This window comes from Edaphobacter sp. FHG110511_03 (genome assembly GCF_059115365.1).
The window spans coordinates 293,152-320,150 of the sequence record NZ_JBZYWL010000002.1 but is presented as its reverse complement, the minus strand read 5'-3'; the positions used below and the strand labels follow the sequence as shown (position 1 = coordinate 320,150).

The following is a 26,999-nucleotide window of genomic DNA, read 5'->3' as shown; positions in this document are numbered from 1 at the left end:
TACTATAGCCCGACTCGCAGCCGGGTCCGTGGATCCATGTAATCCCTCAGCGCGTCTCCGATGAAGTTGAACGAGAGCACACACAGCATCACCGCCATAGCGGGAAAGAAGACCATGTGCGGCGAGTCGAACAGATGCGACCTGGCGTCGTTCAGCATCGCTCCCCAACTCGCTGCGGGTGGAGGAACCCCGAGGCCAAGGAAGCTCAGGGTGGCCTCCGCCATTACGGCCGTCGCCATTCCGATCGCCGCCTGCACGATCAACGGCTGAAGGATGTTCGGTAGGATGTGACGCCCGAGAATCCGCAGATCCGAGGCTCCAAGCGCTCGCGCTGCCTCTACAAACTCGCGTTCCTTGACCGCCATCACCTGTCCGCGGACCAGTCGCGCATAGCCGACCCAGCCGGAGATCGCCAGCGCCACGATTACGTTCCACAATCCCGGCCCCATGAAGGCGACAAACGCAATCGCCAGCAGGATGCCGGGCAGAGCCAGAAACGCATTCATCACGTAAACATTGATCGCAGTATCCAGCCACCCGCCGTAAAAACCGGCAGCACAACCGGCCACCAGCCCGATGGCCAGCGAGAGCCCGACCACACTCACCGCGACGATCAACGAGATGCGTGCCCCATAGAGAGTGCGCGAAAGAATATCGCGTCCCAGCTCATCGGTTCCGAACCAATGCGACCCGCTCGGTCCTAGCAGCCGCCCATGCAGATCGAGCGCTGCCGGATCGTCCGGTGCCAGCCACGGTGCAAACACCGCGCAAATCAAGAACACGATCAACAACCCGACCCCGACCGCAGCCAGAGGGTGCTGATTCATTCGACTCAACAAACCTTCCACTCCATCAGCATGAAGCCGCAACCGTCGCGAATGCAAGAAGGAATCTGTCAGCAACACTCCTTCGGTACACTGCAATAAAGTGCGAATTCTGATCTACGGCCTCAACTACTCCCCAGAACTGACAGGGATCGGAAAATATACCGGTGAAATGTCCTCCTGGCTCGCCCGGCGCGGCCACGAGGTCCGCGTCGTAACCGCGCCGCCCTACTATCCTGCCTGGAGCATCCGCGAGGACTACCGCGGCAAGCTGTACCGAACGGAACACCAGCCGGGTGAGCCGTTGGTGTACCGGACCCCGCTCTACGTTCCCGCGAAGCCCACCGGCCTCAAGCGCATGGTGCACCTGTTTTCGTTTATGCTCGGGAGCCTTCCGGTGATGCTTCGCCAGTGCTTCTGGAAGCCCGACGTCATCTTCACGGTCGAGCCGACCTTCTTCGGCGCTCCATTGGCTCTTCTGGTTGCTCGAGCGACCGGAGCCGCCTCCTGGCTCCACGTACAGGACTTCGAGATAGACGCAGCCTTCGACCTCGGCCTGCTGCCCGCGCATGGCCCGGTCCATGCGATCGCGCTGGGGCTGGAGCAGGCCTTCACCCGTGCCTTCACGCGCGTCTCCAGCATCTCGCACAAGATGGTCGAGCGCGCCGAGAGCAAGGGCGTTCCTCCCGAGCGAGTGACTCTCTTTCCTAACTGGGTCGATGTCGACGCAGTCCATCCGCAAGACAATGCCTCGTCCAACTCCTTCCGCAGCGAGCTGGGGCTCGATGGGAAGATGATCCTGCTCTACTCCGGCAACATGGGAGCCAAGCAGGGGCTGGAACTGCTCGCGCCGCTGGCGGAGTCCTTTGAACGCGACTCCCGCGTCCACTTCCTCTTTTGCGGCGACGGAGCCTTCCGTCCCACGTTGGAGACTTTGGTCGCCAAGCGACCCAACGTGACGCTGCTTCCTCTGCAGCCGTTCGAGCGATTGAACGATCTTCTGAATGCTGCCGATATCCACCTGCTTCCGCAGCGGGGTGGGGCCGCCGATCTCGTCATGCCTTCCAAGCTGACCGGCATGCTCTCGAGCGGACGCCCCGTGATCGCGACGTCAGATGAAGGGACGCAGGTGGCCCGCGTGGTCAGTGGAGCGTCGCCCGAGCAAGCCTGCGGTCTTGTCGTCCCTGCCGAGGACCCGATCGCACTTCATGCTGCGGTAGAGCGCCTGATCGCGGATCCAGGGCTGCGTATGCGGCTTGGAGCCAACGCGCGGAGTTATGCGGTCCAGCATCTTGGCCGGCAGCAGGTCCTCGCTCAGTTTGAGCGCGATGTTGAAGGTCTAGTCACAGGCATCGGCTAAACTGATTTAAGCCCACCCCAGATCGCAAAAGGAGAGACATCGTTTGAAGAGAGCCCTAATTACAGGAGTCACCGGCCAGGACGGAGCATACCTTGCCCAGTTTCTTCTCGCCAAAGGCTATGAGGTTCACGGCATCAAGCGGCGTGCCTCGCTGTTCAATACGAACCGCATCGACCACATCTACGAGGATCCGCATAATCCCGATCCTCAATTCATTCTTCACTATGGTGACCTGACCGACTCTTCGTCGCTCATCCATATCGTCCAGAAGGTTCAGCCCGACGAGATCTACAATCTCGGCGCTCAGTCCCACGTACAGGTCTCCTTCGAACAGCCCGAGTACACCGCCGACGCCGACGCCATGGGTCCCCTGCGCCTTCTTGAAGCCATCCGTATCCTCGGGCTCGAGAAGAAGACGAAGTTCTACCAGGCCTCGACCTCCGAGCTCTACGGCCTCGTCCAGGAGATTCCTCAGCGCGAGACCACGCCCTTCTACCCACGCTCTCCCTACGCGGTCGCAAAAATGTATGCCTTCTGGATCTGCGTCAACTACCGCGAGGCCTATGGCATCTTTGCCTGCAACGGTATCCTCTTCAACCACGAATCGCCCCTGCGCGGCGAGACCTTCGTCACACGCAAGATTACCCGCGGGCTCTCCCGAATCAAGGTCGGCCTGCAGGACACCCTCTTTCTCGGAAACCTGGATGCCAAACGCGACTGGGGCCATGCCCGGGACTACGTCGAGATGCAGTGGCTTATGTTGCAGCAGGAAAAGCCGCAGGACTTCGTCATCGCCACCGGCCACCAGTACAGCGTGCGCGAGTTCGTTCAGCGATGCGCCAAACGCCTCGAGCTTGATCTTGTCTGGAAGGGAAGCGGCGTCGAGGAAAAGGCCTACGATCGCGATGGAAAGCTCGTCGTAGCCGTCGATCCTCGCTACTTCCGTCCCACTGAGGTCGAAACGCTTCTCGGAGATCCCGGCAAGGCTCAGCGCGAGCTCGGATGGACCCCGCGAACCAGCTTCGAGCAGCTTGTCGACGAGATGGTCGAGGCCGATCTCAAATCCGCTCAGCGCGACGCGCTGGTTCGTCAGCACGGCTTCGAAGCTTATAACGTCCGCGAAACCTAAACGAGGCAGGCTACTCCCCATGAAAAAAGATTCACGCATCTTCATCGCCGGTCATCGTGGCCTCGTCGGCTCGGCTATCCATCGCGAGCTGACGCGCCTCGGCTACACCCACGTTCTCACCCGCCCCCGTGCCGAGCTTGATCTGCTTGACACCGAGGCTGTCAACGAGTTCTTCGTAGCCGAAAAGCCGGAGTACGTCTTCCTCGCCGCGGCCAAGGTTGGGGGAATCCTCGCCAACAATACCTACCCCGCAGACTTCATCCGCGACAACCTCATCCTGCAGACCAACATCATCGACGCCAGTTACAGGAACGACGTCAAGCGCCTGCTCTTCCTCGGCTCCTCCTGCATCTATCCCAAGCTCGCCCCGCAGCCCATGCCCGAATCTTCGCTCCTCACAGGGCCGCTTGAACCCACCAACCGTCCCTATGCGCTCGCGAAGATCGCCGGCATCGAGATGTGCTGGAGCTACAACCGCCAGTACGGCACCCGTTACCTCGCCGCCATGCCGACCAATCTCTACGGTCCTGGCGACAACTACGACCTTGCCAACTCCCACGTCCTGCCGGCGCTCATGCGGAAGACAGCCGATGCCGTCCGCACCGGAGCCCCTTCCGTTACCGTCTGGGGAAGTGGCACTCCGCGCCGCGAGCTTCTTTACTCGGACGACCTCGCCCAGGCATGTGTCTTTTTGATGACCCTCGAAGACGAGCGCTACAACACGCTCTTCACCGAAAACGACCCGCCGCTCATCAACATCGGGACCGGCGAAGACGTCACTATCCGCGAGTTGGCGGAGACCGTGGCCAGGGTGCTCGGGTTCAAGGGATCGCTCGAATTCGACACCAGCAAGCCCGATGGAACCCCGCGCAAGCTCATGGACGTAACCCGCCTCCACAATCTCGGCTGGCGCCATACCACCGGCCTCGAAGCCGGAATTCGGCGTACCTGGGATGAGGTACGCGATCGGTTACCTGCCGCCTCCTAAATTTTGGGACGAACATCCCCCAATTGAGATATAAAGAGGTGCGGTTTTCGCATCTCTTTTGTTTCTCGCCTGATGCCTTCTCTGCCTTTGATCTCGTCTGCCACGAAAGTGGGATTACCTCCGTCTGTCCCCCTCCCTAACATCGGGAGCAGACCGGTCGATAAGCCACTTCGAAGGGCCGAACCGATCGAAAGTCAGGCAGATGGACCAGAACTCCTCAGAACGAATCAGGCTTTTCACGAAGACTTCTTTTCAGAGTCGTCGCGCGGCAGCTTCGCGAAACTTCTTGTTCCATATCACCCTGCTCCTGACTGCGCTAGCCCCGCTTCCCGTCTATGGAGCGGCAGCTTCCATCCCTAGCCCTCTGCCCCGTCCCAGCGTGAACGCCGAACAGATGCTGCTCACGGCAGCTAATCGTGAACGCGCTGCACGCGGAATTTCCCAGGTCCGTTTCGATCCCGTTCTGGCCGAGGCCGCCCGCTTTCATGCGCTGCAAATGGCAGCCCATGCCAACATCTCGCACCAGTTTTCTGGTGAGCCCGATCTTTCACAGCGCGGCTCAAGCGCCGGCGTGCACTTCTCCCTCATCTCGGAGAATGTTGCCGAAGCTCCTAACGCCTCCATGTTTCACGACCTGTGGATGCACTCCAAAGGGCATCGAGAAAACCTGCTCGATCCTAAGGTCAACGTCATTGGAATCGCGATTGTGGTTCGCAATGGCCAGTACTATGCGGTCGAGGACTTCGCCTCTACCGTCGAAACTCTCAGCTTCAACCGTCAAGAGGAGGCGGTCACCGAACTGCTCTCCCGCACCGGTCTTGAGGTCGGACCCAACGGCCACACCTCGACCCTCGCCCAGGCCCGGCTGGCCTGCAGCATGGACTCCGGTTTTCCCGGACGGCAAAAGCCATGGTTCATCATGCGCTATAACGCAGACCGTCTGGACCGGCTCCCAAGCCAGCTTGAGAGTCGCATCCGTTCCGGCAAGTACCGTCAGGCAGTCGTCGGAGCCTGTCAGGACAGCAGCAGCGGTCCCTTCACGGCCTACAACATTGCCGTCCTCCTGTACCCCTGATCTTCGCGTTCACTGATCTTAGCCAAGCGACTCGCGGAAGAGTGCCGTCAGCTTCGTATACGCTCGCTCTGCCTGCGGCTGGTTGTAGGCAGGGCTATCCGGCACCGTCCAGCCGTGATGCGCGCCTTCAAAGATCTCGCTCTCAAATCGTCCATTCCATTGGTTCAGAGCCTTGGTAAACTCCGTGATCGCGTCGGCGTCCATGCTCTTGTCGTCGGTGGCGTGGCCCAAATAAAGTCTCGCCTTCACCCGAGGCAGCACGAGATGCGGGCTCGCGGGATCGTTCGCCTTGTACAGCCCTCCTCCGTGGAACGAGGCAACGGCGGCAACCGCCTCGGGTCTCACCGCTGCACCACGCAACGCAATGCCGCCGCCGATGCAGAATCCTACAATGCCGATCTTTCCCTTTGCCGTCGTGGGCTGTGAGTTCAGCGTGTCGACATAAACTGCGAGATCTTTCTCGAGGCCCTCAGGAGTCAACGGCGCGATCAGCTCGCCCATCCTCTTCATCGTTGCGGGATCGTCCGGCTTGCGTGGAAACGAAAACACCGGAGGCCTGCTCGTCCGGTAAAACGGATTCGGCATCAGCACGGTATATCCCTCTGCGGCCAGGCGGCGCGCCATCTCCCGCATGCTTTCGCTGATGCTCCCGATCGTGGGAATGAAGAGGACGCCGGGAAGCGGCTTCCCGTTCTCGACCGTAAACAACACTGCATCAACTGTTCCATCCGGAACCGTAAGCTCGAGATCCTGCTCCGTCATTTGCTTCTCCTGATTCGCAAATTGGTTTTACCACGTGGTTTCGCGGCGTAAGATGGACTCTCATGAGCCTTTATTTTTCCGCCGGAAGTCCGACCACCGAGATGTCGGCGGACGACCTCCGCGCCGCCCTCTTCTCCGCATTGGATGCCATCGGCAGCAAAAAGAAAGTTCTAGCCGTTCCCCCGGATTTCACTCGCTTCCACTCTCAGGCAGGAGCTTTGACTGAACTCGCCTGGCAGTATTATGGCGATCGTTTGACCGACGTTCTCCCGGCACTTGGCACTCACAAAGGGATGACCGACTCTGAGATCGCGACCATGTACGGCAAGACGCCGCGAGACCTCTTCCGTGTGCATGACTGGAGAAACGACGTTGTCACCCTCGGCGAGGTTCCCGGTTCCTTCTTGTATGACGTTTCGGAAGGGAAGGTGGATTACCCCTGGCCCGCGCAGGTAAACAAGCTGCTTCGCGATGGCGGCCATGACTTGATTCTGTCCATCGGGCAGGTAGTGCCTCACGAGGTTGTGGGCATGGCCAACTACAACAAGAACATCTTCGTCGGCACTGGCGGCTCTATCGGAATTCATCGCTCACACTTCCTGGGTGCGGTCTACGGGATGGAGCGCATGATGGGCCGTGCGGATACACCTGTTCGCCGGGTTCTCAACTACGCGAGCGATAACTTTGCGCGCAACCTGCCTATCGTCTATGTGCAGACCGTCGTCGGCAAGAATGAGGCAGGCAAGCTCGCTGTTCGTGGCCTCTACATCGGTGACGATGTTGAATGCTTCAACCTCGCCGCGGCGCTCTCGCTTCAGGTCAATTTCCAGATGCTCGATCGCGAGATCAAAAAAGCGGTCGTCTTCCTCGATCCGCACGAGTTCCGCAGCACCTGGCTCGGAAACAAGAGCGTCTATCGCACCCGTATGGCTCTCGCCGACGGCGCCGAGCTCATCGTACTGGCGCCGGGTGTACATGAATTTGGAGAGGATGGCGCCATCGACAAACTGATTCGTCGATACGGTTATTGCGGTACGCCACGAACTCTCGCGCTGGTCAAAGAGGATCCGACTCTGGCTGGAAATCTCAGCGCGGCGGCGCATTTGATCCACGGATCCTCCGAAGGCCGCTTCACCATTCGCTACTGCCCTGGGCATCTCACGCGCGAAGAGATCGAGAGCGTCCACTTCCAGTATGGCGATCTCGCGGAGATGACGGCTAAGTACAACCCCGATGTTCTCAAGGATGGCTGGAACAACGTCGATGGCGAAGAGATCTTTTATATCTCTAACCCGGGCCTGGGTCTGTGGGCGTACCGGGGGCGCTTCAAAGAGTAGCTGCAGGGAACGATTCGCATCTGACTTGAATTAACAAAGAAAGGGAGGCCTTGGCCTCCCTTTCTTCTGCTCTTCTGCTGATCGTCTTACAAAGACGGATTCTGACCAGCTTTTCTGCGAACTGTACCGGCAGCGCCTAGAAGGCCCATACCGATCAGAACCAGCGTCGAGGGTTCGGGGACGGGGGAAGTGGTTGAACTGGTTTCGAAGGAGACCGGGATCGTATCCGTGAATGCGTCCTCATCCCGGAAGAAGGCGAAGTAGCCTGTTCCATCGTTGAAGATATTAACGTCGAATTGATCAGGACCGTTTGCAGCGGTAAAGCTGAAGCCGTGTGAATCGAGTGTGGGCTGGCTGGAGGGAAACAGTAGGTTGTCATTGCCATTGAAGCCATTCGGTGCGATGAGACCTGTAACGCCGGTGCCAGTAATTCCAGTGATTACAAAATCTCCGGAACCATTGTCCGACGCTGTGAGAATACCCGAACCACTAAACCCTCCAGCGCTGCCGTTAACGGAGAAGTTGAACGTATCGGCGTGCGCTATAAGCGATGAAGCTGCGAGAGTTGCGACGATGGCGAACAGACGAAAACGAATGTGAGTCATTGGGGAGGTGGCCCTTTCAACAGTTTGATTTTCGGCAGACAAGCATCGGAATCGTCCGCAAGCAGGTCGCGGACTTTGAAGAGAATGGATGGAACTCATGGATAGAGCTATGTTTACTACCCAGGTTGGATGCAATGGGTTGTCTCGAGAGAATTCCAGGTGCAAATTTTTACAAATGACTGCCTTGATTGCCTAAATCATGCCCTGGATTGCCTAAATCAGGATGATAGGCATATGATTGGTTGGACCAATATCTACTGATGGGTGAATGAGTTGATGAAACAGCTTCCGAGGTTTTCGATAGGGGTAGGCGACCGTTTCGCCCACCAGGCGAAGGCGCAGCTTGCTGCGTGCATTCAGGCGAAGAATGCCGGAATCGAGGCGGTACCGGTCTGGAATAAGTCGAATCGCGAGCACAATATCATCGGCAGCGATCCCTCCCAGACTCGCAAAGCGGCCGATGCGGCGGTCAAAGAACTTGGCTGGAACGCGCCTTTCTATCTGGACGCTGACCACATCAATCTTTCTACGGTTGAGCGCTTCCTTGCGCCTTGTGATTTCTTCACCCTCGATGTCGCCGAGATGATCGGTAAGCCCGCCGACGCTGCCGACGTGAAGGCCTTTGTCGGACGGCATCCTGAACTCATCGGGAAGGTAGCCATCCCCGGTATCACCGAGCCCTTCCACACGGATGAGGCGTTCGTTACCGCAGTGGCCAATAAATTCCTCGCTGCGGTTCAGGATGCAGGCCGCATTTATCGCTTCCTGGTAGAGAAGAAGGGAGACGGCAATTTCGTTCCCGAAGTCTCGATGGACGAGACCGATTCGCCGCAGACGCCGGTGGAGTTGCTGATTATTCTTGCTGCTATTGCCGACGAGAAGATCCCGATTCAGACGATCGCGCCCAAGTTCACCGGACGCTTCAACAAGGGTGTGGACTATGTCGGTGACGTCGCCCAGTTCGCCCGTGAGTTTCGGGAGGACATTGCCGCAATCGCCTTTGCAGTGCAGAAATATGGACTGCCTGTGAACCTGAAGCTCAGCGTCCATTCCGGATCGGACAAGTTCTCAATTTACAAGTCGATTCACGACGCGGTTACCAGTTCGGGAGCGGGTGTGCATCTGAAGACCGCCGGAACCACATGGCTGGAGGAGATTATCGGCCTTGCGGAAGCGGGTGGGAACGGTCTTGAGATCGCCAAAGAGGTCTATCGCGAGGCCTATGGCCACCGCGAGGAGCTTTGCGCCCCGTACGCCACAGTCATTGATATTGACCCGGCGAAGTTGCCGACGCCTGAAGCCGTCGATAGTTGGACCAGCGAGCAGTTCGTCTCCGCGCTTCGTCACGATCAGAGCAACCCAGCCTACAATCCCAGCCTTCGCCAACTGCTTCACGTAGGCTTCAAGGTCGCCGCCAAGATGGGCGACCGCTACCTGAAGGCGCTTGAGTCCAATGAAGAGAGTGTCGCTAGAAATGTGACGACGAATCTCTTTGATCGACACATCCGTCCTGTCTTTCTGGGATAAAAATAACTGAGAGAATATCTGGAGATATTGTCCAGATATCAGTGCCCGGAAAGGACTCTGGAACGAATGATCGTTGTACTGATGGGTGTCAGCGGATCCGGTAAGACCACCATCGGCGAGCTTCTTGCCAAGCGTTCCGGAGCCATCTTTGCAGACGCCGATGACTATCATCCCGCTGCCAATAAAGAAAAGATGGCAGCGGGGCATCCGCTGAATGATGAGGATCGTCAACCCTGGCTCGAGACGCTCAACCGTCTGATGCGTGGATGGTTCGAGGAAGGGAAGAGCGGTGTGCTTGCCTGTTCGGCTCTCAAGCAGAAGTATCGTGAGACTCTTTCTACCGATCTACCGGTTGGAGCTGTCACCTTTGTGTGGCTGGATCTTTCGGCGGAGGAGATTACGAAACGGCTTGCGGGGCGCCATCATGAGTTCATGAACCCGAATCTGCTCCAGAGCCAGTTCAGCGCTCTCGAGCCGCCGGCCGATGCTTTGCGTATAGTGAATGATCGGACTCCCGACAAGGTTGTCGATAGCATTCTCAAAAAGATCCCAACCGCAGCGAAAGCTGCCAAGTGAACCTAAAGGCAGGAGAGGAAGAATTTCATGGCGCACCCATTATTTGATCTGACCGGCAAAACGGCGGTTGTAGTAGGCGGAACCTCAGGCATTGGACTGGCGATGGCAGTCGGCCTCGCTGAGTCCGGAGCCGATGTGGTCGCAACCTCCCGCCGAGCCGAACAGGTTGAGGAAGCTGCACGGGCTATTGAGTCCAAGGGCCGCCGCGCTCTCCGTCTCACGTCCGACGTGGGCGATCGGGGCTCTCTCGAAGCCCTGCTTGCAGGAACTCTGAAGGAGTTCGGCAAGGTCGATATCCTCATCAATTCTGCCGGCAAGATCAAGCGCGAACCTACGCTTACGGTCTCTGAAGAGACGTGGAATGACATCATGGATACGAATGTCACCGGGACGTTGCGCGCATGTCAGATCTTTGGCCATCACATGCTCGAGCGTGGCTACGGCCGCATCATCAACATCGCCTCGTTGAATACATTCGTCTCCTTGAAAGAAGTAACGGCTTACGCTGCCAGCAAGGCTGCCGTGGGCGCCCTTACCAAGTCGCTTGCCGTCGAGTGGAGCTCTCGCGGAGTTACGGTGAATGCGATTGCGCCCGGAGTCTTCCGCACGGCGCTCAATCAGAAGCTGCTCGATGAGAGCGATCGTGGCAAGGAACTGCTGATGCGTACTCCCATGGGCCGCTTTGGCAAAACTGAGGAACTGGTCGGCTCAGCTATCTTCCTGGCCAGTGATGCTTCGACCTTTGTTACCGGCGAGATTCTGGTGGTGGATGGGGGCTTTTTGGCTAGTGGAGTAAATCAGTAAATTTCAGCTCACAGGTAGCGCAACTTGCGCGCCGCATTGGCAAATCGTCACAATTTCATCGGAAATTGTCGCTACATTTTTGCTGTTTTTTATCAAATGCCATCGAGATCTCAGCTGCCCGGTAGAATCTTCTCAATGGCTTTTGAACTGGAAAAAGGGACCTTCGACGCTCTGATCTTCGATTGCGACGGAACCCTTGTGGACAGCGCGCCCGCTCATCTTTACTCAATCCAGCGGGCTCTCTCTCCCCTGGGACTCACCATGACGCCAGAGTGGTATGGCACCCGTCAAGGCCTCGGTCCGGACGATCTTCTGGACGCCTACGAGGCTGACTTCAAGGTCGAATCTCTCGTTCGTGAGGATTTTTATGAGCGCGTCAACGAAGCATTCCTCGCGAATCTTCATTTGATCCAGGAGATCAAAATCGTTACGGATGTCGCCCGTCGCTGGTTTGGCACCGTTCCCATGGCCGTCGCTTCGAATGGCGTCAGGAAGAATGTCGAAGCAACACTGATCGCCGCTCGCCTGCGTCCGCTCTTCTATACGATTGTCACTGCTGGCGATGTGAAGCGTCCTAAGCCGGCTCCTGACGTCTACCTCGAGGCCGCGGATCGGATGCGGGTCACGCCCGAGCGGGCGATTGTCTTTGAAGATTCCTTTGAAGGTCTTGAAGCCGCTTCACGTGCCGGAATGAGGGCGTTCGATATTCGGGAGGAGTGGTCGCCGAAGGTAACCGAGGCCTAGCGGACCTCCTAGAGGCTAGCCAGATAACTCATGATCTCCGGGCTGGTCCATTCCTGCGAGCTTACGAATTTGCGACGCAGAACGCCGTTCTTGTCGATAACGTAAGTTTCGGGAATCTGGGCCGTGCCGTAGAGGGCATTGATCTTTTGATCGGGGTCGCGGAGGGTCTTGAGGTCAATGTGGTGCCGGGTAAGGAAGTGATGGTAGGCATCCGGGTCTTCATCAATACTGATGGCGACAATGTCGATATTGGGCATTCGCCTGTGAAGCTCGAGAAGGCTCGGCAGCTCTTCGATACAGGGAGCGCAGTTTGTCGCCCAGAAATTGAGGATGACAGTGTGGCCGCGCAGCTTGCTGAGATCGACGGTGTCAGGGCCGTCACTGAGGACGAATTGGGGCGCGAGCTTGGCGATGTTGCCAGGGTGCTGGCCTCGATCGCAACCGATGACCAATAGCAAGAAAGCAAGACCCGCCAACGTTCTTCGCACTTGATGCTCCACCTTCCTATAATACGAAATCGTGACGCAGTATGTGGACAAAAGCCATGAGAGTGCTGAACGAGAGCTCTCGGTAATCGTTCCGGCGCGCAATGAAGAGGTCTCTCTTCCTGCATGCCTGGAGTCGCTCGTTCGCCAATCAGAGCCGGGCTTCGAACTTGGCCGCCAGTGGGAACTGATCGTAATCAATGATGATTCGACCGATCGTACCGCTTCGATCGCCGCTGAATTTGCCTCACAGCATGCCGGAATCACCATCCTGGATGCACCAGCGCTCGATCTGAGCCAGCGAGGCGCTTTTACCGGGAAAAATAATGCCTGCTGGGCTGCCGCTCAGGTTGCCCAAGGCAGATGGCTGTTGTTTACCGATGCAGATACGATTCATGAGCCTGGCGATGTCTCGCGTTCGCTTCGCGAGGCGGAGCGCCATCACTCCATTCTTCTCTCCTATTCGCCCCGCCAGATTGTTACCGGATTCTGGCAACGCGTGGTGATGCCGCTGGTCTTCTCAGAGCTTGCCAGCGTCTACCGCATGGCGGAGGTGAATGACCCCGGGAAGAGTCTGGCTGCGGCGAATGGGCAGTTTCTTTTGATCGATCGTGAGGCCTATTTCGCGATTGGAGGTCATCGCGCCGTTGCAGCCGATGTTCTGGAAGACGTCGCCCTGGCCCGGGCAGTCAAGCAGAGCAAAAGGCTAATTCGTTTTCGCTACGCCCCGGATGCGCTCTCAACGCGCATGTATCGAACCACGGGAGACATGATCGAAGGGTGGACGAAGAATCTCGCTGTCTTGTTTCCACGGCCCATCTACCTGGCGGCTTGGCGCACGCTTGATCTTGTTCTTTATTTTGGCCTTCCCGTGCTTGCCCTTGGAATTCCATGGCTCGTAGACTGGCAGCGTTGGGCACTTATCTTGTTGTGGGGTCGAACATTATGGCGTTTTTATGCACGCGTAGCCCGATCGAATTTTCCCGCGATGGATGTCGCCCTTTCGATCCTTGGCATACCGCTGTTTGTTTTTCTGCTGGTTCGCAGCACTCTGCATCACAGAATAAGGAAGGCTGTGATCTGGAAGGGGCGCAGCTATCGTACCCGTCGCTGAGACGACATATCGCACTGCGAACGCAGGCGTCTAAACTAAAGAAGAGGCACGATGATCTTTCTTACACGCAAAGCTGAGTTCTCTTCCGCGCACTTTTACTGGATCGAAGCCTGGTCCGAGGAAGAGAACTACAAAGTCTTCGGCAAGTGCGCCAATCGCAACGGGCACGGCCATAACTACACGGTGGAGGTGACGGTTGCCGGTGAGGTGGATCCAGTCTCCGGCTTCGTTGTCGATCTCAAGCAGTTGAAGGACATCCTCGAGCGCGAGGTTATCAGCGTATACGACCATCGTCACCTGAACCTTGAGGTCCCCGAGTTCCGGACGAGCGTACCGACGACGGAAAACATCGCCATCGCGATCTGGAAGCGGCTTGCAGACAAGATTCCCAATGCTCGGCTGCACCGGGTGCGTGTCTACGAGATGCCAGACCTCTTCGCGGACTTTTATGGTGAGCAGGCATGAAGGCCTATCTCTCCCGGCGTTATCACTTCAGCGCCTCGCATCGTTTGCACAGCGAGGCGTATGGCGACGCGCAAAATCGCGAGATCTTCGGCAAATGCAACAATCCGCACGGACATGGCCATAACTACACGGTCGAGGTTACCTTCAGCGGCAAGGTTGACCCCGTCACCGGAATGGTCTGTAATCTTGGAGACCTGGATGCGTTTGCACAAACGAACCTGATCGATCGTTTCGATCAGACGAATCTGAATACGCTTGATTGTTTTCGGAATCGTGTCTCCACGACGGAGAATCTATCCATAGAGATTCATAGCATCTTTTCGAACTTCTCGGCTGCTCATCTTGAGCGCGTTCATATCGAGGAGACGAGCAACAACTCCTTCGACTATGTCGGCGATGCCTTGCCCGCAGAAGGAACTCATTAAGAAAGGCCCTACTTATGGCCCGCACAGACATCGCGCTTGAAGCTGCAACACTCTCCGATTTTTCTACCCAGGATCTCTATCGCGAGATACTCACCCGCATCGGCGAGGATCCAAGTCGCGACGGCCTCATTCGTACGCCGGAACGAATGGAAAAGGCGATGGCCTTCCTCACTCGCGGCTACAAGATGGATGTAACCGCGGTGCTTCACGAAGCGCTGTTCGACGTGGATTACGACGAGATGGTCATCGTGAAGGACGTCGAGTTCTTCTCAATGTGCGAGCATCATCTGCTCCCGTTCTTCGGCAAGGCGCACGTCGCCTATGTCCCGGATGGCAAAGTCATCGGTTTAAGCAAGATCCCTAGGCTGGTGGATGTGTTTGCCCGGCGCCTGCAGGTGCAGGAGCGGCTGACGCGCCAGATCGGCGAGGCCATCACCGAAGCGATCCATCCCCAGGGGGTCGCAGTAATCCTCGAGGCGCAGCATCTTTGCATGATGATGCGCGGCGTGGAGAAGCAACACTCGCTTACCGTCACTTCTGCGATGCTCGGCGTCTTCAAAACGCAGCTGCAGACTCGAAATGAATTCCTTTCCCTAGTTCGGCGCAACGGCGGCAGCTTTTAGACGGTAAACTAGACGATGGAATGAATGGACTTCTAGTTATCGACAAGCCTGCAGGCATGACATCGCACGATGTGGTCGCGATTGTCCGGCGGGCATCTGGTGAGCGATCGATCGGCCATCTTGGAACCCTGGACCCCATGGCAACCGGCGTTCTGCCTCTTTTGTTAGGGAAATTTACGCGTCTGGCGCAGTTCTTCGGTCAATCGGAGAAATGGTATGACGGCAGAATCCGTTTCGGCTTTGCTACGGATACCTTTGACGCCGAAGGCGCGGCGACTTCGACTCCCGAATCTCTGAGCCTTTCGCTCGACCAGCTGCGCAAATTGGCGGAAGCCTTTCGCGGTGAGATGGATCAGGTTCCCCCTGTCTATTCCGCCAAGAAGATTCAGGGTGTCCCTGCTCATAAGCTGGCTCGCGCCGGCGCGGAGGTTCCGGTAAAACCGGCGCGCATCACCATACACGACTTTCAGCTTCTCTCTCTGGAAGCTGACGAGGTCGCCTTTTCGATGCATGTCTCCGCAGGAGGTTACGTTCGTTCTGTAGCGCATGAGCTCGGACAACTTGCCGGTTGCGGAGCCCATCTCTCATCGCTTCGACGCATTCGCGCAGGAATCTTTACTCTGGACCAGGCACTCGGAATAGACGAATTGAAGTCGTTGGATGTGACCGGAATCGAATCTCGTCTTCCGCATCCGCGCACTTTGCTGCCTGAGATGACAAGCGTCACGGTTGACGAGCAGACCGCAGGAAAGCTGCGAAACGGGCTGCAGGTCAACGTTCCCGATTTTTCGCAGGCGATGCACGTCAAAGTCTTCACCAGCCCGACGGATCTGCTTGCTATTGGACGGCGTATTGCAGGCACGCTGATACAGCCTATTGTTGTGATGGGCTAATCGGCTGCTTCTTGAGCATTGGCTGAATCAGCCCAAAGACGTTGCCCGCGACAATCTTGTTTCCAGCGCCGGTCGCGTGGGTTCGGTCCGGCTGCATCATCCCATCTACACCAAAAACTCCTTTGAGTAGAAAGGGAAGCATCGGAACGTGATACTTCTTCGCCAGCAGGTCGTACGTCTGGTCGAACTGGCGAATGTAATCCGGGCCGTAGTCCGGTGGAAGGGTAATCCCCGCCAGCACAACCCGGGTTCCGCTGGCCACCAGCGTGGAGAGGATCTTATCGAGATTGGCCCGGGTATCGGCGATCCGTAGCCCGCGCAGGCCGTCGTTGCCGCCAAATTCGACGACGACAAGTGCCGGTTTCATCGCGATCACCCTGTCGACTCGTTCAACGCCATCTTTGGTCGTATTGCCGCTGACGCCTGCGTTCACGACTCGATAGTTATAGCCCTTCTGATCCAGCTCGGTCTGCAGGAAGTCCGGGTAAGCCTGTCCCGGCTCGGTTCCATAGCCCGCCGTCAAGCTGTCGCCGAAACATACGATACGAGGGCGTGTATCGCTTTCAGGCAAAGGCTCTGGCGCTGCGTCTCCAACAGCTGTGGGGGATGGCGAATCGGCCTTCCGCGATTCCTCCGCCGGAGAGACAGATGGCGCCTGGCTGGATCGGCAGCCGGAAAGAGAGAGCAAAATTACCGCTAGTATAGGAACAATTGCGACGCGCCGCATTGCTACGAATCTATCAAAGAAGTTGAAGCTGAGCCGAGGGGGCAGAGTGTGACGGAAGGATCCACAATGATTGTGGTCGAAGGTTTACGCAAGTCGATCCGAAACGGAGCTCGCACGGTCGATATCCTCAAAGGCATCAGCTTTACGGTTCCGGGCGGACAGTTTGTGGCGATCATGGGCTCGTCCGGCAGCGGTAAATCAACCCTGCTTGGCCTGCTGGCTGGTCTCGATACTCCCAGCGACGGAGAGGTTCGCCTGAACGGAACCGCGATCTCCTACCTGCCCGAAGACAAGCTTGCCAAGGTTCGCGGCAAAACCGTGGGATTCGTCTTTCAGTCGTACCAGCTTGTTCCCACGCTCACCGCGCTCGAGAACGTTCTTCTTCCGTACGAACTTAACGCCGACGATTCGAACGGCAACAACGGACTACAGCGAGCCCGCGAACTGTTGGCAAGCGTTGGCTTGAGCGACCGTCTGGATCACTATCCGGTGCAGCTCTCCGGAGGTGAACAGCAGAGAGTCGCTCTGGCCCGCGCCTTCATCCTTAGTCCGCCCATTGTTCTGGCGGACGAGCCGACAGGAAATCTTGATACGACAAACGGCGCTCATGTGCTCGAGTTACTGCTGCATCTCAATCGCACATTAGGAACCACGCTGGTTCTGGTAACGCACGATCCAATGCTGGCAGGCTATGCCGACAGGCGCATCGTGCTTCGCGACGGAATCGTCACCACCGACGAGCTGCAACAGCCGGCTGATCCGGTTATGGTTCGATAGCCATGGCCGCACTGTCTTATCGTTCCGCCATCAAAATCGCCAGCCGCGAGCTGCGTTTCTCTCGTGGAAAGTTCTTCTTCGTCGTGCTCTCGGTCGCGATAGGGGTTGCCGCGCTGACCGGTGTTCGCGGTTTCTCCTCGTCGTTTCGGGCCGCGTTGCTCGATCGTGCCCGGTCCATCATGGCGGCGGATCTCTCCGCGCGCATGTTTCAGCAGCCCACTCCTGAAGAGCAGAAGGGGTTGGATGTCATCGCCGCTGAGTCTGTCCAGATCACGCCTGTGACGGAGATGCTTTCGATGGCAAGCTCTGCCAAAACCCTGGATCCTCTTCTTGTCTCGCTCAAGGCGGTCGATCCCTCACGTTATCCGTTCTATGGTGACGTAGAGCTGGCTCCAGCGGGCAAACTGAAAGATGTTCTGAACAAGGATACGGTCGTGGTCGCCGATGACCTGCTTGTCAGGTTGCATCTGAACACGGGCGATTCCCTAAAGATTGGCAGCCGAATCTTTCGTATCGCGGCGGTTGTGGTGAATGAGCCGGATCGCCTTTCAGGCAACTTCGCCGCCGGGCCGCGTGTCTTTATCTCGCGTGATGGGCTGGATGCCAGCGGTCTGCTCGCTCCTGGCAGTCATGCAGGGCAGCGATATCTCTTCAAAGTGCCCAAGCCGGCCGACGGTACGCCAATCTCCGAGAAGGCGGTCGCTAACCTGAAGGAACGGCTTGAGAAGCTTCTGCCTGAATCCCAGGTGATCGACTATCGCGAGACCAATCCTGCTTTGACCCAGGGACTCGACCGCGCGACCAGCCTGCTTTCGCTGATGAGCCTGGTGGCTCTGGTCCTTGGCGCCGTGGGTGTTGCGATGGCAATGCGCGCCCATTTGGAGCAGCGTCTCGACACGATTGCGATCATGAAGTCGCTCGGTGCCGGATCTGTTGAGATTATTCGCATCTACCTAATCCAGACGCTCCTGCTTGGTTTGTTGGGCGGTTTGTTGGGAGTTGCTCTGGGGGGAGCGGTGCAGATGGCCTTTCCCTATTTTCTGGGTAAGCTGCTCGGCGTGCCGACCACGGTGCATCTGCAGATGAGAACCGTCCTGACCGGGCTTGGTGTGGGGATTCTGACCACGCTTCTGTTTACCCTGCCGCCATTGCTGGACATTCGTTCGGTGCGGCCGATCCTCATCCTTCGTCGTGCCGTCGAAGAAAGCTCTGACCCGTTTCTCACTGCGCTGCGCAAGAGGCTGACACAAAACCTTTCGCAGATTGCTGCGGTAGTGCTGATCCTGACCGGCCTTGCGGCGATCGCCACCACGTTGTCCGATTCCGCAACGGTGGGGCGTGTATTTTCTCTTGGCCTCGTCGCGGTTTTAGTTGTTCTGCTCGCTGCCTGTGCCGCCCTTCTTGCACTGTTGCGCGCATTTCTCGGCAGGACGCGACTGCAACTGCCCTCGGCGGTTCGTCACGGACTGGCCAATCTTTACCGTCCCGGCAATCCGTCTGCAGCCTTGCTGGCAGCGGTTGGACTGGGGGTCATGCAGATCATGTCGGTGTTTCTCGTTCAACAGGCGGTTGTGAAAGAGCTTCATCTGTCGAGCGCCCCGAACCTGCCGAACGTCTTTCTGGTCGACATCACTGCCAAGGAGGTCGATGGCGTTCAGCGTCTGCTCAAATCGCAGTCCAGCGTGACTGCAGAGCCGGAGCTTCTCCCGGTTGTCTCCTCGCGAATCGTTGCGATCGACGGAGTCGACGCCGGCAAGGCGGCGCTCAAGAACTTTCCACGAAGGATGCTGCGGTCGATCTCACTAACCTCATTTTCCAGCGCGCCTCCGGGCACGACTGTTGTCGAGGGAAAGTGGTGGGCAGCCGGTGAGACGAGGCCGGTGGTTGCGATTGGCCAGCATCAGGCTGAGCGGCTCAACGTCCATCCAGGATCGAAGGTGACCTTTGCCGCGCAGGACGAGGAGATCGTCGCCACTGTGGTCGCGTTGACGAAGGCCGACGGACAGCATACATACTCGCGCGCCGAATTCGTGATGCCTTCCGCGGTTCTGAAAGGGCTTCCCGTCGTCTGGTATGGCGGGATCCACGCCAATCCGAACCGAGTGGGCGAGTTGCAGCGAGCCCTGTACCAGGCCTATCCCACGGTCACGGTGATCAACGTCGCCCAGGCGCTGGAGACTGTTCGCTCCGTGGTCATCCAGATCACCTATGTGATTCAGTTTCTCGCGGCGTTCAGCGTCTTCGCGGGAATCGTCATTCTGGCGAGTGCCATTGCTGGAACACGCTATCGCAGGGTTCGCGAGGTTGTCGTGCTGAAGACGCTGGGAGCCACCAGGTCGCGCATCGCCGCCGTCTTCTCGATCGAATTTGCTGTCCTCGGGCTGGTTGCAGGCCTGGTCGGGATCGCCTTTGCCAATCTGATCGCGCGCGTTCTGCTCGGAAGAATGTCGGTTCCGTTTCACTTCCACTGGAGCTGGGCAGCGATCGCCCTGCTGGCCACTGCCGCAGCCACGGTTGCAACCGGCTGGGCCGCGAGCTTTCGCGTTCTCGGACAAAAGCCGCTCGAGGTGCTTCGGGAGGAGTAACCGCCTGAACGCTGTAGAGCTTGGATGTAGACAGCCTGTAGGATGGAGGAGGTTTGCAATCTCTGAAATCTTTGCGGTGCTGTGAATGAAGGTTAAGAACGAAGCGGTCCTGCTTGCGCATCAGAATCGGTTTGGACAGCAGGGAAGGCTGTTTCAAGCCCCGGCGCGAGTGAATCTTATCGGGGAACATACCGATTACACCGGCGGTTTTGTGATGCCGATGGCGATTGGTTTCCATACCGCGGCGGTCATCAGTCCCCGTGAGGACGATCGCATGCTTTTCTACTCCGAAAACTACGAGGCCGAAAGCGTCTTTGAAAAGGAAGACCTGGAGCGCGGTCGGCGTGGGCACTGGAGCGATTACCCTGCAGGCGTCGCCTGGAGCCTCCGGAAAGAGGGCGTGAAGTTTGGCGGCTTCAATATGACCCTCGTTGGCGATGTTCCGCTTGGTGCAGGGCTCAGCTCTTCCGCCTCGGTCGAAGTCGCGGCAGCGATGGCGATTCAGGCGCTCGCTGGCGTCTCGCTCCCGCTCAAGACGGTTGCTACGCTGTGTCGCCGTGCAGAGAACGAGTTTGTCGGCGCGAAGAGCGGAATCATGGACCAGTTCGTCGTGGCGGGCGCGGTGGCCCATCGAGCGATCATGCTGGACTGTCGCTCGCTGGAGTTTGACCTGCTGCCGCTTCCTGACGATATGCTGGTTGTGATCGCCAACTCGATGGTGAAGCATGCAGTCGCTACGGGCGAGTATGGAAGCCGCCGCGATGAAGTAGAGGCAGGCCAGGCGGTATTGCGAAGCGAGTTGGGTCGCGAACTTCTGCGCGATGCTTCGGTGGCAGACCTGGAATCGTGCAGGGAGAAGATGTCTCCCGAAAGCTTTGCGCGGTGCAAGCACATCATCACTGAGAACGCACGCGTGCTCGAGGCTCGCGAAGCTTTGCTGGCAGGAGACATGAAGCGGTTCGGTGAGCTGATGGTGAAGGCTCATGCGAGTTTCCGCGATGATTTTGCGGCGAGCTGCACCGAGGTTGATACGCTGGTCGAGATCGCATTGCGTCAGCCGGGTTGCGTCGGCGCGAGGATTACAGGCGGCGGCTTCGGTGGCTGCACCGTGAATGTCGTGAGCGAATCCAGAGCAGAAGAGTTCGTTGCAGCGGTGCGGCGCGAGTATGCCCAGGCCACTGCAATTGACGCGGATTGCTTCATCTGCGAGCCGACCGACGGAGCCCTGGCGTTGGCTTCGAAGGGCGGTGTCGCTTGAATCCACTGGCACAGCAGAATCCGCATCGCAGGTTCAATCCGCTGAAGCGGGAGTGGGTCCTGGTCTCTCCGCATCGCACGCAGCGTCCGTGGCAGGGACAGGTGGAGAAGCCGGTTCAGCCCGCCGCGTTGAAGTACGATCCCGAATGCTACCTCTGCCCCGGCAACATGCGCGCCGGCGGGCTACGCACGGACAACTACGCCAGCACTTACGTCTTCGAGAACGACTTTGCGGCGCTGAAGCCGGATGCTCCTCGCTTTCTCGACGATGAGGAGGGCCGGGGGCTGCTGATCGCCGAGGGCGAGAGCGGCGTCTGCCGCGTGCTGTGCTTTTCGCCGCGCCACGACCTGACGCTGGCGAAGATGGAGGTCGCGGACATCCGCAAGGTCGTAGACCTTTGGGATTCGCAGACGCAGGAGCTTGGCGCGCGTGACGATATTGCGTACGTGCAGGTCTTCGAGAACCGCGGCGCGATGATGGGAGCGAGTAATCCTCATCCGCATGGCCAGATCTGGGCGAGCCGGTCGGTTCCGAATGAGGCTGTTGTTGAGCAGGCGGCACAGGTGGCTTATCTCCAGGAGCACGGCTGCTGCCTGTTGTGCGCGTACCGCGAGATGGAGGTCGCGCGCGGCGAGCGTGTGGTGGCTTCGAATGCGAGCTTTGTTGCCGTGGTTCCTTTCTGGGCGGTGTGGCCTTTCGAGGTGATGATTCTGCCGTTGCGTCATGTTGCGGATCTTGCGGCGATGACGGATGCGGAGCGCGACGATCTGGCTGCGATGCTGAAGTCGGTGACTTCGACCTACGATAAGGTCTTCGATACTCCGTTTCCTTATTCGATGGGACTCCATCCGCAGCCGTTCGATGGCAAGGAGTATCCGGAGTGGCACTTTCACCTGCACTTCTATCCGCCGCTTTTGCGGTCAGCGACGGTGCGGAAGTTCATGGTCGGTTTTGAGCTGCTGGGTTCACCGCAGAGGGACATCACGCCAGAGTCTGCAGCCGAGACGCTCAGGAAGGCCGCGGAACGGTAAGGCCCACTGCCTGTTTTTTGCTCAAAGTCTTGATTTTATTTGGTTTAGCTTTGGACTAAACCTGCAAAGTATTCAAAACAAAGATATTGTCTGTAAAGTATTGAATACAAGTAATTTAGCTCGGAGATAGAACTCCGGGCTTTTCTTTCTTCTTGTTTAACTTTAGCAGGATGGATGGAACTGATCGGCAGGCGGATGTGTGTTTCGTTTGTTTGAGTTAGGTTGGTTTGGGGCTTGACAGACTTTCATGGCTGCGCCGGGCGGCGGTCGCTTCGCCTTTCCACCCAAGGAGCGAGCTTGTTGGGAACTCGGGTCTTTGGGCTTCGCGCCGGCTTACGGCTGTGTGATCTGCGCTTTCAGCCTCGGGTTTTAGAGGACCAACAAACCCAATGCTGAAGCGCCGGGCTACCAAGCCAAGCGTACTTAGAAGCGGTTCGCGCCTTGCACGAATTGCCACCCATGTCTCGTGAGACTGCGCGGTGAATGAGGCGCCGCTCTTATAAACGCCCTTCTGTTGACTCAAGCCCATCGCTACCGAGAAACCGACTTATCGTTCCCAATCCGGCTTTGCTGAGTGCCTCGGCGATTCGGCCTTGTGGAGCTATTTCGAACTCATGGCCTTGGGCGTTGCCGTTCCCTCCGCCAGGAGCTGCTAATTGCGCTCACACGATCAGGGAATGCGGGATGTTCCGCTTTCGTCACGAATATTATTCCTCTATGGCGCAAGGCCCGATAATCATCTTCGACAAATCGACGCTTCAATGCCTCACCGACGACGAGGCAGTCCTCCTCGACAACTTCTATATGTCGAATATCACGCCAGTTTTCATCGCCGAATGTCTCGCCGATCTTGACCGCGATATGAAGGGTGCGAAGTCTAAGGGGTCGCCCGAGAGCATGGTCGGTTCGGTGGCCAGAAAGACACCGGATTCACAGGCATGCGGGAACGTCTTTCACATGCAAATTCTGAAGGGCGAACTCGCAGGTAAGTTCGACCTGACTACGGTTCATTTCCGCCCACTGAGGGGGAGAGGTGAGCCTGTGGCGACTGGAAACTCCAAGGGGGTCATGTTCCGGGAGAGCGAGGAAGAAGAAGCTATCCATCGCTGGTCAAGACGCGAGTTCTGGGAGTTGGAACACGACGTCGCGAAACAGTGGCGTCAGGCGATTGAACGAATCAAACTGAATGCGGGTTATGCCAACATCTTGAATGCAACTGGTATTCGGAGAAAGCCGACTTCGTTGAAAGAAGCCAAATCGGTCACTGATAGCATCATCGATTCAGTCGATCAGGAATGGCTATTAAAGTTCGGCCTTCACATTCTCGATGTTCCCGAAGCGACGGAATGGGCCGTGTCTCGTTGGAAGAAAGATGCCCGTCCCACTCTCCGCTCATATCTGCCGTATTTCATTCACATGCTTTCGATCAACATCTTCTTTGCACTGGCACTTTCGGCGAAGTTACTGAAGAAAGTAAAGCAGAGCCACGCGATAGACCTGGCTTACCTCTACTACCTTCCTTTCTGCACCGTGTTCACGTCCCCGCGACAAATTTCATGTCCAGATGGCCCCCCTATTTATGGACCCGTTCCAGACATTCGTTCACGGTGACGATTTGAGGACGGATCTCAAGCGTCTCGATGAGCGCTACAAACATCTGCCGGAGCATGAGCTGAATAAGGGTTTGATTGGCTTTGCCGCGCATCCTCCGGAAGACACTTCGTTCCTGACCACGAGGCTGTGGGACAAGTATTTACCGAAGTGGCGCGAACCGCGGACGCCGATGGGAGACTTTCCCAAAGAAGTGCTTGAGGCCATCGATCAGATGGCAAAGAAGGTCTCTGCTGCTTCCCCGTCTGACGAGCACGATGCGAAAAACAGTGGCGAGTTGGATTTCATGACCATTACGAAGAAGGTGTCGCCCAAGAAAGGTTCCTACCTGAGATTTGCGAAGGACACGATCCTCAAGATCAACGAAGAGGAGCGACGCAAAGCCGAAGACAAAGAGCGTGAGCGCGTTCAGGTGTATTCCGCAGATACAGCCTTCGCTTCTCTCTCGAACCGACTCGCCGAGATAGTGGGCGAACCGAAGAACAGTCATGTCGAACTATTCCTTCAACGCATCAAATTGGATCACACCGGTGGCAGAATCGTTGAAGACGGCATGTGGCTGGCGGAGATTCTACACATCGGGTTGAGCGGCTTCGATCAGCGTGCGCAAACCACGCTCAAGCGAGAGTTCGACAGAGGACCCATTACTGCAGTTCTCGTTTTGTGGACTCGCTACGGCGCTGGAACGCTGGGAATACTACGAGTACGGCTCATGAAGGAGGGCGCCGATCCCCAAAGCATTGATAAGCGCGACTATGACGACTGGGAGCACAAAGTGATACCGGAGTATATGAATCGGCACAAGCTCTAAACGATTCTTGACGGAGTTTGGATTGTCAGGATCACTCCCGATAAACGCCGATAGCGGAAGTGTTGGGGCTAGCCGGTCAGTTCCTACAAGCCGATTTCTCAGTACCTCTGTAGCTCGCGTCTGAAAGAATCGCGTGACCATGGAAGGGAAGAAGCCGTTTGCATTCGTACCAAACGCCAACTGGCAGACGGACGATCTGCATAAGGTGGCGAAACGTCGGCCACTAGCAAGCGCAGCGCCTCGAAGAGCAGCTCAGGTGCAAGAGTGCTGTGGCACGTTGTCAAAGAAAGTTCTTGCTTGTTCACAATGATGAAGCAATACTGTTGCAGTTTTTCCATACAACGATTCGTTCGTAAGCTACATGACTCGCGGAGCTGAATATGTCAATGCTTATACGAAGTTTCCTGGTGGGTGTGGTCTCGTGCGCCTCCTTAGTCCTTACAAGCTGCAATAACGAAGCACCCAAAGCTGCGCCTGCAAGCGTTGCTACGGCTGCGACTGCGTTACCGTCGGTCGCAGTTCCAGCACAGGCTGGAACTGTCGAAGGCAAGACTGAGAATTCGGATGCCTTCCTATGGGACGTGTTCACACAATTCGCTGCGCCGGCCCCCACGGCTCCGTCACACGTGGTGTTCGAGACCTGGGCGACGGATGCGGACACATTCACGTCGAAGCCGCATTGGCCATCCGGGGTAGAGCCTCTCAAACTTCATACAAGTGTCCTGGAGCTTATGAAGAAGGCAGATGGGACGCGCCCGCTGGCGGCTACTTTGAGCAACGCAAAGGCTTTGCTTGACGTGCCGTGTGGTGGAGACCCCCCCAAGCCTCCTCAGGGCGCAGCCTCAGGCGATTTCCCAACCACTGGCAACCCGGTCCCATGCATTGCAGAACAGGTCTTCCGCAATCGCACCAACTACAACAACATCGTAAATAGGAATATGAACACTCAGGCGGGACGGGCGGCTGCATACAAGTTAGGCATGCAGTTTGAGATGGATCCAGATTCTGTTGCGATCAAAGGTGACTGGGTTCCAGTGCCTACCCTGCAGCAGTGGATTCCAGGGCTTCGTCCGGACGACGTTCATAACGAGTACTACACTGCGGAGTCAAACGGGACGGTATACGCGCTGGTCGGCATCCATGTGGCGAGCAGGCAGAATCCTAATTGGGTATGGGGAACCTTTGAACATCAGAGGAATCCAGGCCGATGCGACTATATGGGTTGCTTTGACACGTATGGAGCAAAAAACGCCGTGGTGCTGCCAAATCGCAAGGAATTCAACAAGGGTTACGGAGCATGCGAAAAAACGCCTGCGTTGAAAGCGCTGATGCAAAAAGCGAATCTCTCTTCGGTGTGGCAAAACTACTGCCTGAAATCAACCGAGGTCGACTTCACCGCGCCGGATGGCACGCCATACACGCTCGGAAACTCGGTCATCGAAGGCATCGTTGGGAACGGCACAGTCGCTGCATCCTCCTGCATCTCGTGTCACAAGTATGCGTCCTATGGGCAGAATGGCATGCCTACGGCAACCGCGACAAACATTCTGCCGTTCAACCCCACAGGCAATCCAATTCCCGCCGTGTTGAATGGCTCGAAAACCTTCGCATTCAACTGGGGCTTACTCACGCAGCAATAATCCCGATTGACACTGTCGACGCGTCCGCATCCAAGGCTCCTCCGGAACCGGCAAGGAAAATCTTATTGGGGCTAGTGGCTCTGCGGACGCGAAAGACATTTTGAATTCTCTCTTCTAGCCGGGGCTCAAGTTTGCCTGAGGTGATAAACTGGGCCCCAAAATGCCACAGATATTGATTGTTACCGGCGATGCCGGCGAATCTTACGAAGCGCTTTACGCTGTCCATCGGTTTCGAGAGGAATACTGGCACACCACCGTTGCCGCTCCTTCGACTCGTCGCCTCCATCTCGTAATGCACGACTTCGAGCCGGGGTGGGATACATACGTCGAGCGCCCGGGTTACGGCTTAGAGTCCGACATCTCGTTCGACCAGATCAATGTGGAGGACTACGACGCCATCCTCATTCTGGGAGGTCGCGCTCCTGAATACCTCCGCAATGACCGGCGGTTGCTCGAAGTTGTCCGCGAGTTCGATGCGAAGCAGAAATGGATCTTTGCCATCTGCCATGGCATCCAGATACTCGCCGCCTCAGGCCTTACGAAAGGCAAACGTATTACATGCTATGAACACGTTCGCTTCGAAGCGGAGCAAGCTGGAGCTACATTTGTGGACCAACAAGCCGTTCGTGATGGCCGAATGGTCACTGGACAGACCTGGCAATCGCACCCCGAGTTCTATCGGGAGGTCTTTGCCTGCCTGGCGTCCGAACGTAGGTCCTGAAGCCAGGCGTTCACTGAATCGCAGATCCTATCGAGCGTAAAATCTCGAGAAGCGCCGTTCTTTTCAGTAGCGCGCTGTGGCAGATTTTGGTTATGGCAGTCT

27 protein-coding genes are annotated in these 26,999 nt (G+C 57.2%); 22 read left to right on the top strand and 5 right to left on the bottom strand.

Features of this window, described 5'->3' with window-relative positions; genetic code table 11:
* Nucleotides 1-2 precede the first annotated feature (2 nt).
* A complete protein-coding gene (locus tag AC5S26_RS10780; protein WP_494184898.1) occupies nucleotides 3-827 on the bottom strand; it encodes an ABC transporter permease in 825 nt (274 codons plus the stop codon).
* A gap of 100 nt (nucleotides 828-927) precedes the next feature.
* Between AC5S26_RS10780 and AC5S26_RS10775 the strand changes: the two genes are divergently transcribed.
* The 4 genes from AC5S26_RS10775 to AC5S26_RS10760 all read left to right on the top strand — a co-directional run bounded on the left by AC5S26_RS10775 (nucleotide 928) and on the right by AC5S26_RS10760 (nucleotide 5,376).
* Nucleotides 928-2,184 (top strand): glycosyltransferase WbuB, encoded by a 1,257-nt coding sequence (locus AC5S26_RS10775; protein ID WP_494184897.1) that lies wholly within the window; start codon nucleotides 928-930, stop codon nucleotides 2,182-2,184.
* Between the two features lie 43 nt (nucleotides 2,185-2,227).
* Entirely contained in the window at nucleotides 2,228-3,313 is a 1,086-nt protein-coding gene (gmd, locus tag AC5S26_RS10770; protein ID WP_494184896.1) for a GDP-mannose 4,6-dehydratase, read from the top strand.
* Nucleotides 3,314-3,332: 19 nt separating this feature from the next.
* Entirely contained in the window at nucleotides 3,333-4,301 is a 969-nt protein-coding gene (locus tag AC5S26_RS10765; RefSeq protein ID WP_494184895.1) for a GDP-L-fucose synthase family protein, read from the top strand.
* Between the two features lie 286 nt (nucleotides 4,302-4,587).
* Nucleotides 4,588-5,376: a CAP domain-containing protein gene (locus AC5S26_RS10760; protein WP_494184894.1), complete on the top strand. Its 789-nt coding sequence runs from the start codon at nucleotides 4,588-4,590 to the stop codon at nucleotides 5,374-5,376.
* Between the two features lie 18 nt (nucleotides 5,377-5,394).
* Here AC5S26_RS10760 and AC5S26_RS10755 read toward each other — a convergent pair whose 3' ends face one another.
* A complete protein-coding gene (locus tag AC5S26_RS10755) occupies nucleotides 5,395-6,138 on the bottom strand; it encodes a dienelactone hydrolase family protein (protein ID WP_494184893.1) in 744 nt (247 codons plus the stop codon).
* A 62-nt stretch (nucleotides 6,139-6,200) separates the two neighbouring features.
* Here AC5S26_RS10755 and AC5S26_RS10750 point away from each other — a divergent pair, with 62 nt between their 5' ends.
* The gene (locus AC5S26_RS10750) at nucleotides 6,201-7,475 is read left to right on the top strand and encodes a nickel-dependent putative hexonate epimerase (protein WP_494184892.1); all 1,275 of its coding nucleotides are present in this window, start codon (nucleotides 6,201-6,203) and stop codon (nucleotides 7,473-7,475) included.
* Nucleotides 7,476-7,561: 86 nt separating this feature from the next.
* Here the strand turns inward: AC5S26_RS10750 and AC5S26_RS10745 are convergent, their stop codons facing one another.
* A complete protein-coding gene (locus AC5S26_RS10745; RefSeq protein WP_494184891.1) occupies nucleotides 7,562-8,080 on the bottom strand; it encodes a PEP-CTERM sorting domain-containing protein in 519 nt (172 codons plus the stop codon).
* A 276-nt stretch (nucleotides 8,081-8,356) separates the two neighbouring features.
* Here AC5S26_RS10745 and AC5S26_RS10740 point away from each other — a divergent pair, with 276 nt between their 5' ends.
* The 4 genes from AC5S26_RS10740 (at nucleotide 8,357) to AC5S26_RS10725 (ending at nucleotide 11,731) form a co-directional block, all read left to right on the top strand.
* A complete protein-coding gene (locus tag AC5S26_RS10740) occupies nucleotides 8,357-9,607 on the top strand; it encodes a tagaturonate epimerase family protein (protein ID WP_494184890.1) in 1,251 nt (416 codons plus the stop codon).
* Nucleotides 9,608-9,673: 66 nt separating this feature from the next.
* Nucleotides 9,674-10,183, top strand: coding sequence for a gluconokinase (locus AC5S26_RS10735; RefSeq protein ID WP_494184889.1), 510 nt, complete (start codon nucleotides 9,674-9,676; stop codon nucleotides 10,181-10,183).
* Nucleotides 10,184-10,210: 27 nt separating this feature from the next.
* The gene (locus AC5S26_RS10730) at nucleotides 10,211-10,987 is read left to right on the top strand and encodes an SDR family NAD(P)-dependent oxidoreductase (RefSeq protein ID WP_494184888.1); all 777 of its coding nucleotides are present in this window, start codon (nucleotides 10,211-10,213) and stop codon (nucleotides 10,985-10,987) included.
* A gap of 135 nt (nucleotides 10,988-11,122) precedes the next feature.
* Nucleotides 11,123-11,731: an HAD family hydrolase gene (locus tag AC5S26_RS10725; RefSeq protein WP_494184887.1), complete on the top strand. Its 609-nt coding sequence runs from the start codon at nucleotides 11,123-11,125 to the stop codon at nucleotides 11,729-11,731.
* An 8-nt stretch (nucleotides 11,732-11,739) separates the two neighbouring features.
* On the opposite strand, the gene AC5S26_RS10720 is transcribed toward AC5S26_RS10725, so the two are convergent.
* Nucleotides 11,740-12,219, bottom strand: a complete 480-nt coding sequence (locus tag AC5S26_RS10720) for a TlpA family protein disulfide reductase (protein WP_494184886.1) — start codon at nucleotides 12,217-12,219, stop codon at nucleotides 11,740-11,742.
* Between the two features lie 31 nt (nucleotides 12,220-12,250).
* Between AC5S26_RS10720 and AC5S26_RS10715 the strand changes: the two genes are divergently transcribed.
* From AC5S26_RS10715 to truB, 5 genes are read left to right on the top strand one after another with little or no spacing between them, the layout of a single operon-like run.
* A complete protein-coding gene (locus AC5S26_RS10715; protein WP_494184885.1) occupies nucleotides 12,251-13,330 on the top strand; it encodes a glycosyltransferase family 2 protein in 1,080 nt (359 codons plus the stop codon).
* A 51-nt stretch (nucleotides 13,331-13,381) separates the two neighbouring features.
* Nucleotides 13,382-13,795 (top strand): 6-pyruvoyl trahydropterin synthase family protein, encoded by a 414-nt coding sequence (locus AC5S26_RS10710; RefSeq protein ID WP_494184884.1) that lies wholly within the window; start codon nucleotides 13,382-13,384, stop codon nucleotides 13,793-13,795.
* Nucleotides 13,792-14,220 (top strand): 6-carboxytetrahydropterin synthase, encoded by a 429-nt coding sequence (locus AC5S26_RS10705; RefSeq protein WP_494184883.1) that lies wholly within the window; start codon nucleotides 13,792-13,794, stop codon nucleotides 14,218-14,220. The genes AC5S26_RS10710 and AC5S26_RS10705 overlap by 4 nt, the downstream gene beginning before the upstream one ends.
* A 14-nt stretch (nucleotides 14,221-14,234) precedes the next feature.
* Complete coding sequence (gene folE, locus AC5S26_RS10700) at nucleotides 14,235-14,843, top strand: GTP cyclohydrolase I FolE (protein ID WP_494184882.1); 609 nt, start codon at nucleotides 14,235-14,237, stop codon at nucleotides 14,841-14,843.
* Nucleotides 14,844-14,863: 20 nt separating this feature from the next.
* Nucleotides 14,864-15,736, top strand: coding sequence for a tRNA pseudouridine(55) synthase TruB (truB, locus tag AC5S26_RS10695; protein WP_494184881.1), 873 nt, complete (start codon nucleotides 14,864-14,866; stop codon nucleotides 15,734-15,736).
* On the opposite strand, the gene AC5S26_RS10690 is transcribed toward truB, so the two are convergent.
* On the bottom strand, nucleotides 15,717-16,463 hold the full coding sequence (locus tag AC5S26_RS10690) for an arylesterase (RefSeq protein WP_494184880.1): 747 nt from the start codon (nucleotides 16,461-16,463) through the stop codon (nucleotides 15,717-15,719). The two genes, truB and AC5S26_RS10690, sit on opposite strands and share 20 nt — an antisense overlap.
* Nucleotides 16,464-16,529: 66 nt before the next feature.
* On the opposite strand from AC5S26_RS10690, the gene AC5S26_RS10685 reads away from it, so the two are divergent.
* The 8 genes from AC5S26_RS10685 to AC5S26_RS10650 all read left to right on the top strand — a co-directional run bounded on the left by AC5S26_RS10685 (nucleotide 16,530) and on the right by AC5S26_RS10650 (nucleotide 26,897).
* A complete protein-coding gene (locus AC5S26_RS10685) occupies nucleotides 16,530-17,240 on the top strand; it encodes an ABC transporter ATP-binding protein (protein ID WP_494184879.1) in 711 nt (236 codons plus the stop codon).
* A 2-nt stretch (nucleotides 17,241-17,242) separates the two neighbouring features.
* On the top strand, nucleotides 17,243-19,825 hold the full coding sequence (locus AC5S26_RS10680) for an ABC transporter permease (RefSeq protein ID WP_494184878.1): 2,583 nt from the start codon (nucleotides 17,243-17,245) through the stop codon (nucleotides 19,823-19,825).
* 85 nt (nucleotides 19,826-19,910) lie between these two features.
* On the top strand, nucleotides 19,911-21,083 hold the full coding sequence (galK, locus tag AC5S26_RS10675; RefSeq protein WP_494184877.1) for a galactokinase: 1,173 nt from the start codon (nucleotides 19,911-19,913) through the stop codon (nucleotides 21,081-21,083).
* Nucleotides 21,080-22,114, top strand: a complete 1,035-nt coding sequence (locus tag AC5S26_RS10670) for a UDP-glucose--hexose-1-phosphate uridylyltransferase (RefSeq protein ID WP_494184876.1) — start codon at nucleotides 21,080-21,082, stop codon at nucleotides 22,112-22,114. Before galK ends, AC5S26_RS10670 begins: the two co-directional genes overlap by 4 nt.
* Before the next feature lie 684 nt (nucleotides 22,115-22,798).
* Nucleotides 22,799-23,725, top strand: coding sequence for a hypothetical protein (locus tag AC5S26_RS10665; protein ID WP_494184875.1), 927 nt, complete (start codon nucleotides 22,799-22,801; stop codon nucleotides 23,723-23,725).
* Nucleotides 23,679-24,536, top strand: a complete 858-nt coding sequence (locus AC5S26_RS10660; protein WP_494184874.1) for a hypothetical protein — start codon at nucleotides 23,679-23,681, stop codon at nucleotides 24,534-24,536. Before AC5S26_RS10665 ends, AC5S26_RS10660 begins: the two co-directional genes overlap by 47 nt.
* 386 nt (nucleotides 24,537-24,922) lie before the next feature.
* Entirely contained in the window at nucleotides 24,923-26,176 is a 1,254-nt protein-coding gene (locus AC5S26_RS10655) for a hypothetical protein (RefSeq protein WP_494184873.1), read from the top strand.
* A 160-nt stretch (nucleotides 26,177-26,336) separates the two neighbouring features.
* Nucleotides 26,337-26,897, top strand: coding sequence for a DJ-1/PfpI family protein (locus AC5S26_RS10650; RefSeq protein WP_494184872.1), 561 nt, complete (start codon nucleotides 26,337-26,339; stop codon nucleotides 26,895-26,897).
* The last annotated feature ends 102 nt before the right edge of the window (nucleotides 26,898-26,999 follow it).